The organism is Leadbettera azotonutricia ZAS-9 (assembly GCF_000214355.1).
In the GTDB taxonomy this organism is placed as follows: Bacteria; Spirochaetota; Spirochaetia; order Treponematales; family Breznakiellaceae; genus Leadbettera; species Leadbettera azotonutricia.
Map to the genome: position 1 here is coordinate 1,655,654 of NC_015577.1, position 15,377 is coordinate 1,671,030.

The following is a 15,377-nucleotide window of genomic DNA, read 5'->3' on the forward strand; positions in this document are numbered from 1 at the left end:
TTTTTAACCTATAGTTATATTTGAACCAATGGGAATAATTAAACCATTAGAAACATACTGACCATCGGTCATTGGTAAGAGGCCTGCATGGGGATATTTGAACGCAAGGAACGGGAAAGAGCCGAACGGCGGAGCCTTATCATGGGCTGCGCCAAGGCGCTGATTCTGGAACACGGAGTCGAAAAGGTAAGCATGGGGGACATCGCGAAGAAGGCGGAGCTGAGCAAAGGCACGCTATATCTCTATTTTCCCAGCAAGGATGTGCTTTTTAGCGATATCTGCGAAGAAGCGGCTGCCAAATTCAGCGAATATGTGGAGTCCCGGCTGGAAGGGGGCATCTCGGGTCTGGAGGCCCTCAAGCGGTACTGGCTGAGTTACCTGGAAATGTACGGGGAATCGGAGGATCTTTTTATCCTCTTTAATATGCGGCTTTTTTTGGCGCCTGAAGGCTCTTTTATTTCCCTGGAAGAAAATGCCGGAACCGCTTCCTATGTGTTTTATTATCTGATAAAAAGGATGATAGAGCAGGGGATAAAGGAGGGAACCTTTGAACAAGATACCGACCCCGGCCTGGTAGTCAGAACCATCATTGCGCTTTTTTCCCAGGCAGTGGAAAACGCCGCCAAGCTGCCCAGGACAGCCCGGAAATCCGCTCTTATTATTGATGAACTGAAAACGGTTTTTCAAATTATGCTCCGGGGAATAACCCGGGAAGGGATCGATCGTTCCCTCCTGGTTTTACCAGGTAAAATTAAAACAAACATCGAGGTTGTACATGGAAAAATCTGATGAAAAATTTTTAGACAAATTTTTTAAGCACCCCTGGCCTGTCGTCATAGTCATCGGCCTTTTAACCGTATTTTTTGCCCTCCAGCTTCCCCGGGCCCAACTGGACAATAACAATTACCGGTTTGTCCCCAGCAATGATGAAGCCCGGAAGGTTTCCACATATATCGATGATACTTTCGGCAGTTCCTCCTTTGTCCTGGTGGGCTTGGAACGGAAATACGGCACGGTATTTGACGGTGAATTCATCAACCTGATCCGGAAATATATCGAACAGATCGAGGATATAGAAATTGTTGGGGATATTAATTCCATTGTATCCTCCGATTATATCGCCGGGGTTGGGGATTCCATTGTGGTGGAAAAACTGGTTCCTGATGATTTTTCGGGAACCCCTGGGGAAATAGCCCAATTAAAGGAAAGGATACTTTCCTGGGATATGTACAAGAAGTCTTTGATCTCTGACGATTTTACTGCCACCCAGGTTCTGGTTCCCCTGGAAATTGACGCCGATGATGCCGGCCGGCCGGAGGTTATCGACAGCTTTATCCGGATTCGGGACATAGCCCGGGAAATGTTCGACGGCCAGGCGATTGTGTATGTTACGGGGCTTCCGGTGATCAGCGCCACCATTAACGAGGCGGTTCGGGCTGACCTTGTCCTCATGGTGCCACTGGTGATCCTCGTGGTGCTACTCATTCTTTTCTTTTCTTTTCGCCGTCTTACCCCGGTAATCCTGCCCTTGCTCACTGTCCTGGTGGCGGTAATCTGGTCCATGGGGGCCATGCCCCTTTTTGACATAAAGCTTTCGGTAATTTCCACAGTGCTGCCGGTGATTCTCGTGGCAGTGGGGAGCGCTTACGGTATCCATGTAGTAACCCATTATATAGAAGATATGAGCATCAAAACCGGCCTGAACAAAGATGAGCACCGGGAACTGGTTGTTGCCCTGCTGCGGAAAATCGGAAAGGCGGTGTTCCTTGCGGCCCTCACCACCTTTGTGGGATTTTCTTCCTTCTGCTTTACCTCGGTGCTCCCCATCCGGGAATTCGGTTACTTTTCCAGTTTTGGGGTTCTTGCCTCTTTCATTGTTGCGGTAACCCTGATCCCCTCCCTGCTCCTTATTCGGGGGCCCAAAGCGATTCGGAATTTATCGGGCAATAAAAAGCAGGCCGATTCTTCTGGATCCGCAGACTCTCAGGATGCTCTCAGCGGTCTCATGGCGGATGTTTTTATGGCCATTGCCCGGAAAAGGCGCTTCGTTATTTTCATCACTGCCGTAGTGGCTCTGATTTCCGTCTACGGAGTATCAAAGGTTGTTATTGATAATATATTTGTGGAATATTTCAGATCCACCACAGACATTTCCCGTTCCGATCGGTTTATCCGGGAAAAATTCGGCGGCTCCAAGATAGTGAGCATTGTAGCCCAGGCGGACAGCCCCGAAATTCTCCTGAGGCCCGAAAGCCTGGGGGCCATGGATAGCCTTAACGCCTATCTGGAACAACGGGTTCCCGAGGTGGGCAAGGTAATGGGTTTTACGGATCTTGTAAAACGTATCAACCAGGTTTTTAATGTAGATGAAAGCCCCGACGGCATTAAGGCCCAGGCGCCCTCTTCTGCCGGGGGCGATAGTTTCGGTTTCGGTTTTGGCGGGGAAGAAGCCGGGGCAGCCGATGATTTCGGTTTCGGAGATTTCGGTTTTGATTCCCCCGAGACAGAGACTGCCGCGGCCTTAAGGACGGATCTTTCTGCTGAGGACCTTATTGCGCTTCTGGAGAAGGCCGCCAGTTCCGGCGATAACCGTTCCCTCAGCGGGGATGAACTTATCCGGAAATTGGAGAAGCTTTTGAATTACCGGGGAATGTCCTATTACGAGATCCCTACAGATCCCGAACGATATGGAAAAACCAGCAGCGAAGAACTGCAGAGGCTGGTGGCCAATTACCTGGTTCTGCTCTCGGGGAACATCAGCTCCTATTCCAACGATCCCCTGGAGCCGACAGCTATAAAAACCACGGTACAGCTTCGCGCCCTGGGGGAGGCGGATACCAACCGGGCCATTGGGGAGATCAATCAGTTTGTAAAGAATGAATTCCCGGAAGATATAAAAATCACTGTCGGAGGGAGCGCCCTGGTGGAGGCTTCCCTTAACCGTCTCGTGGTCCAGTCCCAATTGAGTTCAGTGATAATTTCCCTGCTCCTGGTATTCCTTATCATCGCAATTTCCAACCATTCTGTTGCGGCGGGGATCATCGGCATTGCCCCCCTCACTATTTCCATCCTGATCAATTTTGCAGTGATGGGCTTTTTGGGAATTAAGCTCAACATCGGTACTTCCATGGTGGCCAGCGTTTCAGTGGGAATAGGCATTGATTATACCATCCATTACATTGAGGCCTACAAGCGTGAATACCGGGCAACCGGGGGCACAGGAGATTTTCTCCGCAGGACCTTTACCACTTCGGGCAAGGCGATTCTGATAAACGCCGTTTCGGTGGGCGCAGGTTTTGCGGTGCTTATCCTTTCCCAGTTTAATATGCTGAGGGACCTGGGGCTCCTCATCGCCCTGACCATGGGAACCAGCGCCCTGGTAAGCCTTACGGTAATACCAGTACTGCTGCTGTTCTTCAAACCAAAATTTATAGGAGTAAAATTATGAACATGAAAAAAAGCATTTTTCTCGCGAGCCTTCTCATTACCGCCGTCGGCTTTGTTTTTGCCCAGGATGCCGCGTCCATTGTGGACAAGTCCCGGAACCGGATCAACGCAGATACCATTTCGACTCGTTCCCGCATGGTCATTACCGCCAAAAACGGGACTACGAGCGAGCGGGTAATGGATCAGTATTCCAAGGATGATGCCAAAGGAAACAGCCGGGCTGTGATTCAATTCCAGTCTCCCGCCTCAGTGGCAGGTACCCGCTTTCTCACCATGGAGAACGCAGGCAAAGATGATGACCGCTGGATTTTCCTCCCCAGCCTGGGAAAGGTGAGGCGCATAGCAGCCTCGGAAGGTTCAGGCAGTTTTGTGGGAACCGACATGAGTTATGATGATATTTCTTCTGCAACCCGCAATGCGGATTTGGATAACCATAAAATCGTGAAAGAAGAAAAATTCCGCAATGCCGACTGCTATGTTATCGAGTCCACGCCAAAAGATCCGTCTTATCAATATTCAAAGATGGTTCAATATATTGATAAAGCCAGCTTTGTGAATTATAAAATCGAGCTGTATGATAAAAGGGGAACCCAGGTAAAAACCTTTGAGATACTCGAACTGAAAGACGTGCAGGGCCGTCTTACCCCTATGGTGACAAAGATGAGTACCCTGGCTGCAGGAACTTCCACAACCATCAATGTGGATATTATCAAATATGATGACACCATTCCCGAATCAGTGTTTACCCCAACCTATCTTGAAACCGGGAGGGCAAGATGAAACGCATTATTGCCGCAGCATATTTTTTGACAGCATTGTTGTTTGCCCTTACCCTGTCCGCCCAGGATTTTGGTTTTGGCGGCGCGGATGATACGGACGACTCAGGTTTCGGCAGCTTTGATTCCGCCTCCTCAGGGGGCTTTTCATCCCCAGGGGTAAAAATTTCAGGCGACATTCAGGCCGAATTCAAAGCTTTCTTTGAAGACATGGATAATAAAGAAGAATTAAAAGAAATACAATTAGGAAATATTTTTTCTGGTTCTTTGAATTTTTCCGTTTCCGGTTCTGCTGCGGAGGCTATAATAAATCTCAAGCTTAAACCGGTATTTGAAAGTATAGCTTCCCCTGTTTCCATTGACGAGGCTTATGGGCGGTTTTACTTTGGTCCTGTGAACCTTGAAGCGGGCATACGCAAGCTTACCTGGGGCAAGGCCGACAGTTTCGGCCCTCTGGATGTGGTGAATCCCCTGGACTATTCGGACCTGAGTTCAATGAGCGATCCTCAAAGTATTAAAATAGGACGGCCTCTGCTTCATGCTTCATGGAACATAGGAACTTTTTCCAAACTGGAGGCGGTTTTTGTCCCCTGGTTTAAAGGCCACACCTTCGCACTGGAAGGGCGATGGGCGCCTGCGGAGCTGACCTCGCTGGTTCCAATACTGGTTATGGGAGTGAAGGGAGGTTTGGCTCAGCATCCTGTTCTTGGAACTGATCCTGTTAATTTTTTGCCACCTTTTTATATCGCTTTGGATTCTTGGCAGACGGATTTGAATTTTGAAAAATATTATTCTGATTATAATTACACTCTTCGTTCTGCCCAAGCGGGTTTAAGGTTTACCACCACCCTGGGTTCTTCTGATTTTGGTTTTCAGTATTATTATGGGAGACTGCCTCGCCCGGCATTTAGTGTAAATTTGGATAAGTATATAGCGGGAATAGCAATTCTCCCGCCAACTCTGCCCGCAACAGAGCCCGAATATATTTCCAATCCAAACGATATTGAAATCCTCATGGCCTATAACTTCTACCACCAAATTGGCGTTGATTTTGCCCGAGTTGTTGCAGGTTTCAACCTTAGGGCCGAAACCGCCATTAACCTGACTTCCGACACGGATGGAACAGACGGTGGCGTATATAACCCCTTCTTCGCATGGTCTCTCGGCTTTGACCGTGACCTTGTCTGGGGTATCAACCTCAACCTCCAGGGTACAGGTTCTATGAGGCTTTTCCAAAGCAAGCTGGGAGACAACCTCCTCGAAGACATGGAAGCAGGTAAAGATATAAGTTCAACACGCATAACCGCAATAGTGTCAAAGAAATTTTTCCGCGAGGAGCTTGAAGTTAAAGCCACGGGCCTTTGGGGTATAGAAGACAAAGACTTTTTGATTATCCCCGCCATAGTCTGGTCAAGAAATGATATAACAGCAGAACTGGCGGCAGGCTTCTTTGGAGGCGACAGGGCAGGAGAATTGGGGCAGTACAAAGACAATAGCTACATTAAAGTCGCATTGGGATATAGTTTTTAATATTCACGATCTATCCGGGTATATTAGATGTACTTTCTTAGGCATTTTGTGCTTGGAAATGGAGGGGAAAGGGTAGGGTATTGCGTCAAAAGGGGGTTAGGCGTAACGCATACGCAAATTAAAAATGAATACGCCATCCATGGCGGCAAAATGGCCTTGACAATACTAAATAAGTTTTGTATTATAATAAATGGTAAAATTGTAATTTAAGGATAACACTATGCAAAATCATTATTTTGGCGACAAACACGATTTTTATAAATATCATTTTCTCAAAAGATTCGCTGATGCATATCCATTGGGTATTCATTGGTGTCTTAGGCCTAATAATAACGATGGACTAGGAAAAACAAAGTTGACGAAAACAGAAGAAACTAAAGATTCTAAACTTTTCTCAATATTAAATTCCCATAAAGACCAAGGAATTGAACGCATTAAGCCTTATTTTGAAGATTGTAAATATCCTGTTAAATATTTTGATGATGAACTTATAGAATATTATATGAATTATAAATATGAAAAAGCTTCTATTGAAGCATTATCGAGTCAGTCTATAATATTTTTTGATCCTGATATTGGAATAGAAGTACAAAGCACGGTAAATAGAAATAAATATGAATATGTTTCATATAATTTATTATGTAGATATTGGGAACTAAATAAATCGATTATTATTTATCAACATGGTGATAGATCGATATATAAAACGAAAGAGAAAATAAAAATATTATTTGATATACTACCCAACTTAGAAAAAGATAATGTAAAAGTTTTTACTTGTAATGGTATAAAATATATTTGTTTAGTAAATTCACGGAATGAAAATTTTGGAAATGTTATAATGCTTGATATTTTTGAAGATTTGGATAAATGTTATAAAAAAATGATTATCGTGTAAGAACACTGCTTGCCGTCCATGGCAAGCGGCTTCGTAGGTGTGTGTGTATTGCGTACCGAGGTTGTCGAAAAACTATTGAATTAAAAATACTATCACGATATAATTTTGAATCATGGCAAAATATAAAGAAAACAAAACAAGACAGGGCTTATTCTTAACGGTGAATCTTGTGAAACAATTACTGCCTGGGACATTTGAGTGGAAACTCAAATGTCTCCCTGATGGTGCTTATGTGGTCTGCGTACCTCGTCAATGCCTTCTACGGTATGTATAACTGGACCAAGGGGGCCTCGCTGAATTAGGCTGTTGATGCGCCCGCGGGAGATGGCCGGTGAAAAAGATAGGCCTTGCCCTGGGAAAGTATGCGCCATTTCACAAAGGACACGCCCTGGTTGTGGACACCATGCTTAATGAAATGGACGAAGGAATCCTCGTGATCTACCATACCAGTGTTACCCCTATTCCCTTCTACGTCCGTTCCGCCTGGAACGGATCGGAAGGATACTCCAACGAATGTTCCCATGAGATTAAGGAAGAGGAATACATCAAAAGCATTTTGGACAACACTAAAATCAGTGCCTTCTATTCCAGCGAATTCTATGGGGAGCACATGAGCCGTGCCCTGCATTGCGAGGATCGGCGTATTGATGAGGCTCGTAAAAATGTTCTGGCAAGCGGGAGGTTTTTCACCGTCAGACTGTAGCGGACCTTCTGGCGCGGAAGATTCCCTACATACCGTTGCGCGGTTCCCTGGAGGAGCGGATGGAACAGGTGGACAGGGTCCTGAAAGATTTTGTCCCCTATAGCAATTATTTTGGAAACCGGATGAGTTGATGCGTATACATATCTGCACTCATTGGCTTATTATAGGGAAATAAAGGGAGTTAACAATGGGGTTTAATAACGCAGCGCAGGGTGCTTCCCCGGCAGTCGGCACGAGAGGGATAACATCGGATATTGTTTTCTCCCTTATGTCCTCGGGCAAATACGCATCAGCGTTTCTGGCGCTTAAGGATATTGTCAAAAATGGTGCGGACAGTCCTGTTTATATTTCGGTCAATTTTAATCTTGCCCTGTGCTATATCAAAGCCGGAGAATTTAAGGACAGCCTACCTTGTCTGGAAAAAGCCCTTACCCTGGTTAAAAAAATACGGAACCGCCAGGACTATTCCGCTGGGAAAAAAACCGCTTACACGGAGCTTCGTATAAAAGAGATTGCTGAATCATCCTGCCTTGAACCAATGCCTGAGGAATATCCCCTGCTGTTTACCGGAAATGCCGAGGAAGATATCATCATAACCTTGATAGGGATCTACAGGAAATGCAATCTTGAGGGAAAGGCGGCAGGCCTTCTCGCTTCACTTGCCGGACCTGAGTTCAGCGATTTCAAAGAAACCAATGATCAAACTATAAGGAGCCTGTCATGATTAATTCCCTGGATGCCGCCTTTCTCAACGCTTGCAAAAACGGGCAAAAGGAAATTGTAGAAACCCTTTTCAGGAAGGGGGGCTTCAATGTAAACAAGAGGGATGAACATGGACATACCCCCCTGTTCTACGCCTGTAAAAAGGGCGCCCGGGATGTGGTTAAGCTCCTCATCGCCAATGGGGCGGATGTGAATATAAGCGATAATGAAGGGATAAGTCCCCTTCACGGTGTTTCTTCAGGCGGCAACCGGGAAATAGTGAAGATGCTTGTGGACGCCGGAGCGGACCTTAACGCTGCGGACGCTCAGGGCAAGACCGCGCTGATATACACTATCGTAGAAAGAAAGACAGAGGCGGCAAAATTTCTCCTGAGCCTGGGGGCGGATAATTCCCTGAAGGATTCAAACGGGCAGACCGCCCTGGACCATGCAGTTGCCGCAGGCCTCCGGGATTTGGTTCCCCTGCTCTTGGGCGCTGGGGAGCACAAGGACAACTACGGCAATACACCGCTGCACCAGGCCGCGTATAGCGGTCAGAGCGAGGTCGTTCAGGCTTTGCTGAAACAGGGCGGCACTGACCTGAACGCCCTGAACGACCAGGGAGAGACGGCGCTGATCCTGGCAGTGCAGAATTCCAATCTGGTCATTACGGAGCTATTGGTAAAAGCCGGATCCGATGTGAACCTCAAACTTTTGAACGGCAGTTCTCCCCTGCACTATGCCGCCGCAGAGGGCAATGTGTTTATCGGCGAAGCCCTGATAAATGCAGGCGCCGATGTAAACCTGAAAAACACCGATGGTGAAACGCCCCTTATCGTGGCCGCCATGAAGGGCCGCAACGATTTTACCAGTCTGCTTATCGAAAGCGGCGCAGATATCAAGGCGGCAGATAACCTGCAGCACAGCGCCCTCTGGTACGCCACCGATGGGGACTTTGCGGAAATTGCCAGACTGCTTATCGAGGCGGGGGCGGGACGATCTCTGATTTAATAAGGTCTTGAACTATCCCCTTTCCACCAGCAACTTCACTATGCTCCCGTGATTATTCCGCTGGGCAATATCAAGTGCGTTTTCCTCGGCGTTATTGACATGAGTAATATCAGTATAACCCGCGTCAAAGAGCAGCCCCATGATCCGCTTGCCCGAGGCTTCGTTGTAATTGGCGGCGGCATAGTGCAGTGCGGTATTGCCGAAGGTGTCAACATAGCCAGGATCTGCGCCATGGGATAAAAGGGTCTCGGCGATTTCTTGCTCGAACTCAAGGCCGTGTTCAGCGTAGAGCATGAGGGGCGTAAGGCCCTCCCGGTTTGTCTGATTGGGGTCCGCCCCGGCGTCCAGCAGTTTTTCGATAAACAGGTAATTCATCCGCTCGTCGAACATACGGCGGCACATAACATGGAGAGAAGTGTTGCCTTCGCTGTCCAGGGGAACCTTGGGGTCAAGGCCCCTTTCAATGAGGTACTCAAGAACCCGCAATGTCCATTTGTAGGGGCTCATAAGGAGCCAGAAAAGGGCGGTGGTTTCGTTTGCTTCGTTGACACGGTTGACATCGGCGCCGTGTGCAAAGAGCAGATCCATAATAGCAAAAAAATCTTTTTCAAATTTGGGCGGGGGCGGCAAGCGTGGTTCCTTTTTGCAGAGAATTTGCAGAGGGGTAAGATCGTCCTTGTCATGGACCATGTTGGGGTCGGCCCCGTATTTAAGCAGCGCTTCCACCGCTTCCGGGTCCTCGTGGAGGACAGCCTGCCAGATATCCATGCCGCCGGTGAGGGCCGCAACAGAGGCGGCAGCGGAGTTTCCTCCGGCCTTGGCGGCAACGAAGAGGGCGGCGATTTCCTTGGCCTCAGGCCCGGAGCGTTGGACATAATCAAGGGGAGTAAAGCCGTAGCCGTCCCTGGCCTCAATATCAATGCCGGCTTCAGGGGATTGTATAATTGTCGTTATCATCTTTTTGACTTTTTCAATGTGGCCGGCGAAATATTTAAGGACATCAAGCTTGTTGCACAGATAATGCAAAATGTTTTTCCCTTCCGAATAGGCGGCGTTCATTCTGATCCCCCGATCGGCAAGGGCGTGGATCAGGGGATAGATGCCATACTGCGCTGCCTCAAGGTAGGCTATCGCCCCATTTTTGTTCGGGGCCTGAGGATTTACCCCGGCGTCCAGGAGCAGGCAGACGCATTGGTACATTTCGTCGTAATGCCTGGCGTAATCATCCGCACCGAAACTACTCATACATATCTTGTGGAGGGGAGTGTTCCAGCCATTATCCACCGTGGGCTTAACGCCCTGGGACTGGAGGTAGTTGATCGCCCAGGCATCGTAAAAGGCCGCAGCTAAATGGTAGAGGTTTCCATCGTAATAGCCTTCCACATCTTTTTTGTTGAGGGCTTCGTACATCCCTGCCATATTAAAGTACTTACCGTTGTAGGCGTCACGAAAATCCTGAATGGAGAAATTGGCCTCTGAAATATGATCGGCGGCGTTTCTGGCAATGTGTTCTTCGGGGCTGAAACGGAGGAGCTTGCCCTCCATTTCCACCAGGAGCACGGGCTGTTCCTTGTTCCCCTCAATACCCCGGAGGATCCAGTTTTCCTTTGCAGGATGGCAGAAGCCTTCGGTGTCGTCGAATGCGGAGTTTACCCAATAACGAACGTCTGGTCTAAGTTCAAAAATAGAAAACTCTAGTCTCTCGTCCTTCACTCATCTTCCTCCGCGCTCTCCGCCGCCTTAAGCAGATTATCGAAGATGGACAGAATGGAACTCACAAAGCGCAGGGGAAGGGTCCGGGGATCGAGCCCTGCGCCCTTGGCGATTTCGCCGTAGTCCATAGGGTCTTCGGTGTCGGGGCCGGGAAGTTTGTAGAAGTAAGCGTATAACAATTCGCCGGGCTCGCCGCCGCCCATGTAGGGGCCGTCAAAGGTGATGGCCGCGGTAAGGCCCAGCCATGTATCGTTGAAGGCATAGGAATAGTAGGAACCGCTGTCTCCGGTGGGGCCCCGTTCCATGTCGTACTTTTTTGCCAGGCCGGTAAGGGCGCTTTCGGGGACTGTGTTCCCCAGGTAACGTTTGACGCCGAAATTCTTTTCAGTTTCGATGTCATCATCCTTTAAGGGAATGACTTTTACTTCAAGCTGTTTGATGCTCTGGATGATCTCGTAGTCCTCAAGCTGCTGTTTCCAGGCGGTGGTAGTTTCTTCCCCCATTTCGATGGGGTGGGCCAGGGAGATGGCGGCTGTTTCCGGCAAGGTGTATTCCTCGTCGCGGGCAGTGTTGAAGGTGCCGTCGTCCATGTAACGGAAGGTTTCAATGAGTTTGCCGTCGTTATAGGCGCCCCAGATAAGGCCGGAAGCGAAACAGCGCATGATGGGATTTTCCACAAAAAGTTTTTTCCAGGCTTCAATTTTCCAGGGCCGGCCATCGATGAGTACCCGTTCAAGCCGCATGGTCTGGCTCTTTACCACCGCCTTGATGAATTTTTTGAGTTCAGAAAGTTCCGCCTTTGCGTGATCGGCCTTTTCCTTGTCGTCTTTAGCGTTCGGCGCGGGGAGACTCTTGATGGGCTTTCCTGTCGAAAGATCGGTGAGGGCCAGGGAGAAATCTTTCTGTAAAGTAGCTTCAAACTGACGGGGCCCGAAATCGAAGATACGTTTACCGTTCAAATCAAAATCGAGGGTGGGAACGATCTTGTCCAGAAGTTCATCAAGGGTGATACCCAAATCGGCGGCTGCCCGGAGCAATGCGCCCTGGGCGGCTTTCTTGACCTGCTTGTTCCCTGCTTTTTGGGATATTTCGTCCACCGCGAGGAAGGCCAGGTCGTTTCCGTTGGCGGCAAAACATTCGGAGGCAAAGGCCGCCAAAGCGCCGCGGCTTGCGTCGATCCAGTCGTAGATCTGTTTTTTGAGGGCCAGCAGTTCGTTTATGGGGGTGTAAAAACAATAGGGGATGAGGACGGCTTTCTTTTTCGCGTCCGCTCCTGTGGAAAGCCAGTTTTCGTAAAGCGCCTTAAGGGCCTGCTGCACCGATTTTTTGTCCAGGGCCGCCAGTATCTCCGCACATTCCGGGAGGGGAATAGGAGATGCCAGAAGAAAATGTTCTGCGAAAACAAAACGCAAAGCGTTGGGGGCGGGAGTTTTCCCGTCGGCAAAACGGACGGCGGCAAAGATTTCTTCGGGAACCCAGGCAATGAGCTTTTTCCGGGCGGGGTTTACCTTTGCTTCCCAGGCGGCGTCCTGAGCGGCAGAGGCCGGATCGGCCCCTGCTGCCGGGGTAGCGGCGGGTTCCGACACAGCCTGTTCCACATAACCCTTCTTGGTTTTTTCCGCAATTAATTTTTCGGCTTCTTGTATACAGGCGCCATCGCTGTTGAAATCTTTTTCCGTTTTTTCTCCATCACTGCCTACTCTGCCGTAGATTGTGATTAAATTGGATCCCTTTACTTTGACAGTCCAGAATTTGCCGGACTTGCCATCTTCGAAGATAAAGCTGCGGTGTATTACGCCTGATGCGGGTGTGGCAGCCGGTACTGCCGAGGGCGCGGACGCTACGGAGGCTGGTTTCGCTGCCGGGGCTGAAGCAGCAGGAGCAGCGGACTTTGACGCGGCAGCAGGCTTTGGGGCCGAGACTGCAGCCGCAGCAGGAGCGCTCTGTTCCACATAGCCTTTTTTTGTTTTTCCGCGATAAGCTTTCCTGCGGCTATAGTACAGGCATCTTCGGTATCAAAACTTTTTTCCGACACTTGCCCGGCACTCCCAACCCTGCCGAAAGTTACAGTAAAGCCGGTCCCATTTACTTCGATATTCCAGAACTTGTTTGACTTGTCGTCAGTGTAAACAAAGCTCCGCAAACCGGAAGAATTTGCGGATGAGGCGGCAGCGGGCGCAGCCGCCGTTTTTACAGATGATGCCGGGGCCGCAGCCGCTTGCTGAGTAAGCGCTTTTACCGTTTGGGCAGGCGCAGTCTGAGCCCGTTTGGCGGCCCGTTCTGCCGCGCCGGGCATAGCATTCCACCGGGCAATAAGGCGTTGGGCGGCTTCGGAAGCATCCTTCTTGAGTTTGGGCAGCGCCGCTTCAAGAGCATCGCGGACTTCATCTTCATGGTTTGTGAGCAGTTCTTCCACCGCATTGAGGGCGCGCTTTGATTTGGCCCCAAAGAGGATCACTGCGTCCTTTAAATCCTGGCCGCCGGGCGAAAAGACCGCCTTGAGCCATCTGGTAAAATCTTCGGATTGTTCATTATGAACGGTCTTGGTCCCGACAGTCGCCAAGTGGCCTTCTAGCCAGGCTTTGGTCTCCTCGGGATGAAGATGGGTATAGTCCCGGATAATATCGCTGGGAAAAGTAAAACTGGGGGTGTCGAGGTTCCACCTTATCGCATTAAAAGCGTTGTGGAATTCCTCCACACTAATACGGTTCGCCGTATGAAGGGCCTGTACGGTAGATTCGGGGGTACGCCAATCTTTGCGCAGATCGATAATGAAGCGGATGATATATGACATATAGTCGATCCGGTCATCATCATTTTTGCGGTGCTTGGCGAATTTTTCATCAAAGAGCTTGTCCAGGCCGGGGATGCCGCTTTCGTAGATCGCCGCAAAGGGGCGGGTAAAATCGGGGGAGGAAGATGCGTTGTCGCAGAAATAGGAATCCTTCTTAATCTCGATAAGATCATCCCAATGCTCCGCCAGTTCCTTTACTTCTTTTTGGCCTTCACCGTTGGCAAGTTTTACGGCAAGTAAATAGAGGGAAAAACGGAATGCTTTTTTTGGGGGATGGGGAACTTCATCATCAAGGGTTTTACCGTCAAGCTGCCAGTAAAAAGCCCGGTGGGCCTTTTCAAAGAGGGGGTGGTTTTCCTTGTAGAGTTTATTGAAGTGGGCCGACAGTTCCATGGGTGTTTTTTCAATATCACCCTGCAGAAGAAGTATCTCGAACCACTCGTCGAGAAGGCCGATCTTCTTACCCAGCTCCCACAGTTCCTCCTCCGAATAGGGGCAGTAGGGAAACCAGGTGTTAAAAAGGATACGGAGCCGCAGTTTTTTCAATACAGGAGAGCAGTCACCGGCCAAAAAAGCGGCTAGGTGCCCGCAGTAATTGTGTTCCCGCTGTATGAACCATTCTTTAAGGTCAATGTTGTTTTCATCTTCGTGAACTTGCTTGGCCACGAAGGCTTCAATAAGGGAAATAAAGTTTTTGTATTTTTTGGCGGTATCGGCGTCCGCTTGTCCGAGGATTCCCGCAGCTAAAGCGATGTTGATGCCGGAAAATTTCTCTTCCGGGTCCAGCAGTTTGGGGTCAGCCAATAATTCATCCAGATAAGACGGAATCTCATCGCTGTAGTATTTTAAAAAATTACGCGCGGTGTTCCAGGTTCCGTGCCGGTTTCCGCCGATTTCGCCCTTATTAATCATTTTATAGACATCTTTGAAGGACCGGCCGAGGGACTTGAGAACCCGTACTTCCGTATCTTCCGCGATGTCAATTTTATCATCCTTGGTCGAGAGGATAACCGCCTGGACTATACGCAGGGCCAGGGTGCCGTATTTGCCGTCAAGTTCCGCAGCCACTTCATCGGGGAAAATGTGATCGTATTTAATACCTTTTGGCCATGGACCATTCCCGGTGATATAAGCCTCAAATTCATCTTTCTTCCAGGGTTCGCAATTCCTGCAAACATGCCAGAATTCTTTTATCAGTTCTTTTTCGGTCACGGGAGGCCTCCAACTGGATTCAGTATACCATAGTCATCGTATTCTGCCAATTGATATTTACCGTATTCCTGAAAAATAGTTGAACCTATTCTAAAATGATGTTAAATTCATCATTCTCCGCCGACAGTATGGGAAAAGCTCAGTCTCCTACTGCCCAAGGAAAATCTTGGGTTTTCTGCGATCAAGCTGGAAGTGTCCCACCATGAGCCAATGCAGCTGTAATAGCAATTGACAAAACACGACAATGCTATAAAATTAACGTAAAAAGGAACCGCCATGAAACGTTTTTTTACTTACAAGGATGAAAAATCCGACAGGTTCTGGGTTATAGAAACCAAAGAATGAATTTAAGCATTGGGATTTCTGTAGAAAATACTGGAAGATTATTAAAGAATGCGCATGTAATTGCAAAAACAAGGAATATGCGGACAAATACTTCCCTGATGATGAAGTGTGGACCTGTACCGATTGCGGGATTGATAATGAAAGTGACGCCGTAAAATGAAAAAAATGCGGGAAAGTGTTAGCTGTTACAAAATAAAGGAGGATGCATATAGTACGGGTACCGAAAAATTCGGTGGAAGAGTAATC

At 48.7% G+C, this 15,377-nt stretch carries 11 protein-coding genes; 8 read left to right on the forward strand and 3 right to left on the reverse strand.

Going from position 1 to position 15,377, the window contains the following annotated elements:
- The first annotated feature begins 87 nt into the window (after positions 1-87).
- The 8 genes from TREAZ_RS07145 to TREAZ_RS07185 all read left to right on the forward strand — a co-directional run bounded on the left by TREAZ_RS07145 (position 88) and on the right by TREAZ_RS07185 (position 9,067).
- Positions 88-789, forward strand: coding sequence for a TetR/AcrR family transcriptional regulator (locus TREAZ_RS07145; RefSeq protein ID WP_015711155.1), 702 nt, complete (start codon positions 88-90; stop codon positions 787-789).
- Positions 776-3,448, forward strand: a complete 2,673-nt coding sequence (locus tag TREAZ_RS07150) for an efflux RND transporter permease subunit (RefSeq protein ID WP_015711156.1) — start codon at positions 776-778, stop codon at positions 3,446-3,448. The genes TREAZ_RS07145 and TREAZ_RS07150 overlap by 14 nt, the downstream gene beginning before the upstream one ends.
- Positions 3,445-4,227, forward strand: coding sequence for an outer membrane lipoprotein-sorting protein (locus tag TREAZ_RS07155; RefSeq protein WP_015711157.1), 783 nt, complete (start codon positions 3,445-3,447; stop codon positions 4,225-4,227). The genes TREAZ_RS07150 and TREAZ_RS07155 overlap by 4 nt, the downstream gene beginning before the upstream one ends.
- Positions 4,224-5,753, forward strand: coding sequence for a hypothetical protein (locus tag TREAZ_RS07160; protein ID WP_015711158.1), 1,530 nt, complete (start codon positions 4,224-4,226; stop codon positions 5,751-5,753). Before TREAZ_RS07155 ends, TREAZ_RS07160 begins: the two co-directional genes overlap by 4 nt.
- 220 nt (positions 5,754-5,973) lie before the next feature.
- Complete coding sequence (locus tag TREAZ_RS07170) at positions 5,974-6,651, forward strand: hypothetical protein (RefSeq protein WP_043922974.1); 678 nt, start codon at positions 5,974-5,976, stop codon at positions 6,649-6,651.
- Between the two features lie 331 nt (positions 6,652-6,982).
- Positions 6,983-7,354, forward strand: a complete 372-nt coding sequence (locus TREAZ_RS07175; RefSeq protein ID WP_052297650.1) for a hypothetical protein — start codon at positions 6,983-6,985, stop codon at positions 7,352-7,354.
- 187 nt (positions 7,355-7,541) lie between these two features.
- Complete coding sequence (locus tag TREAZ_RS07180) at positions 7,542-8,078, forward strand: tetratricopeptide repeat protein (protein ID WP_015711161.1); 537 nt, start codon at positions 7,542-7,544, stop codon at positions 8,076-8,078.
- A complete protein-coding gene (locus tag TREAZ_RS07185) occupies positions 8,075-9,067 on the forward strand; it encodes an ankyrin repeat domain-containing protein (protein WP_015711162.1) in 993 nt (330 codons plus the stop codon). The genes TREAZ_RS07180 and TREAZ_RS07185 overlap by 4 nt, the downstream gene beginning before the upstream one ends.
- Positions 9,068-9,079: 12 nt before the next feature.
- Here TREAZ_RS07185 and TREAZ_RS07190 read toward each other — a convergent pair whose 3' ends face one another.
- The 3 genes from TREAZ_RS07190 to TREAZ_RS18325 are packed head-to-tail and all read right to left on the reverse strand — an operon-like array spanning position 9,080 to position 14,786.
- Positions 9,080-10,780, reverse strand: coding sequence for an ankyrin repeat domain-containing protein (locus tag TREAZ_RS07190; protein ID WP_015711163.1), 1,701 nt, complete (start codon positions 10,778-10,780; stop codon positions 9,080-9,082).
- Complete coding sequence (locus TREAZ_RS07195; RefSeq protein WP_052297651.1) at positions 10,777-12,732, reverse strand: WGR and DUF4132 domain-containing protein; 1,956 nt, start codon at positions 12,730-12,732, stop codon at positions 10,777-10,779. The genes TREAZ_RS07190 and TREAZ_RS07195 overlap by 4 nt, the downstream gene beginning before the upstream one ends.
- Positions 12,621-14,786, reverse strand: coding sequence for a WGR domain-containing protein (locus TREAZ_RS18325; protein WP_052297652.1), 2,166 nt, complete (start codon positions 14,784-14,786; stop codon positions 12,621-12,623). Before TREAZ_RS18325 ends, TREAZ_RS07195 begins: the two co-directional genes overlap by 112 nt.
- Between the last annotated feature and the right edge of the window lie 591 nt (positions 14,787-15,377).

Excerpts from the sequence above, each read along its gene's own strand:
- TREAZ_RS07145 (WP_015711155.1), top strand. The coding sequence starts at position 88 with ATGGGGATATTTGAACGCAAGGAACGGGAAAGAGCCGAACGGCGGAGC.
- TREAZ_RS07150 (WP_015711156.1), top strand. The coding sequence starts at position 776 with ATGGAAAAATCTGATGAAAAATTTTTAGACAAATTTTTTAAGCACCCC.
- TREAZ_RS07155 (WP_015711157.1), top strand. The coding sequence starts at position 3,445 with ATGAACATGAAAAAAAGCATTTTTCTCGCGAGCCTTCTCATTACCGCC.
- TREAZ_RS07160 (WP_015711158.1), top strand. The coding sequence starts at position 4,224 with ATGAAACGCATTATTGCCGCAGCATATTTTTTGACAGCATTGTTGTTT.
- TREAZ_RS07170 (WP_043922974.1), top strand. The coding sequence starts at position 5,974 with ATGCAAAATCATTATTTTGGCGACAAACACGATTTTTATAAATATCAT.
- TREAZ_RS07180 (WP_015711161.1), top strand. The coding sequence starts at position 7,542 with ATGGGGTTTAATAACGCAGCGCAGGGTGCTTCCCCGGCAGTCGGCACG.
- TREAZ_RS07185 (WP_015711162.1), top strand. The coding sequence starts at position 8,075 with ATGATTAATTCCCTGGATGCCGCCTTTCTCAACGCTTGCAAAAACGGG.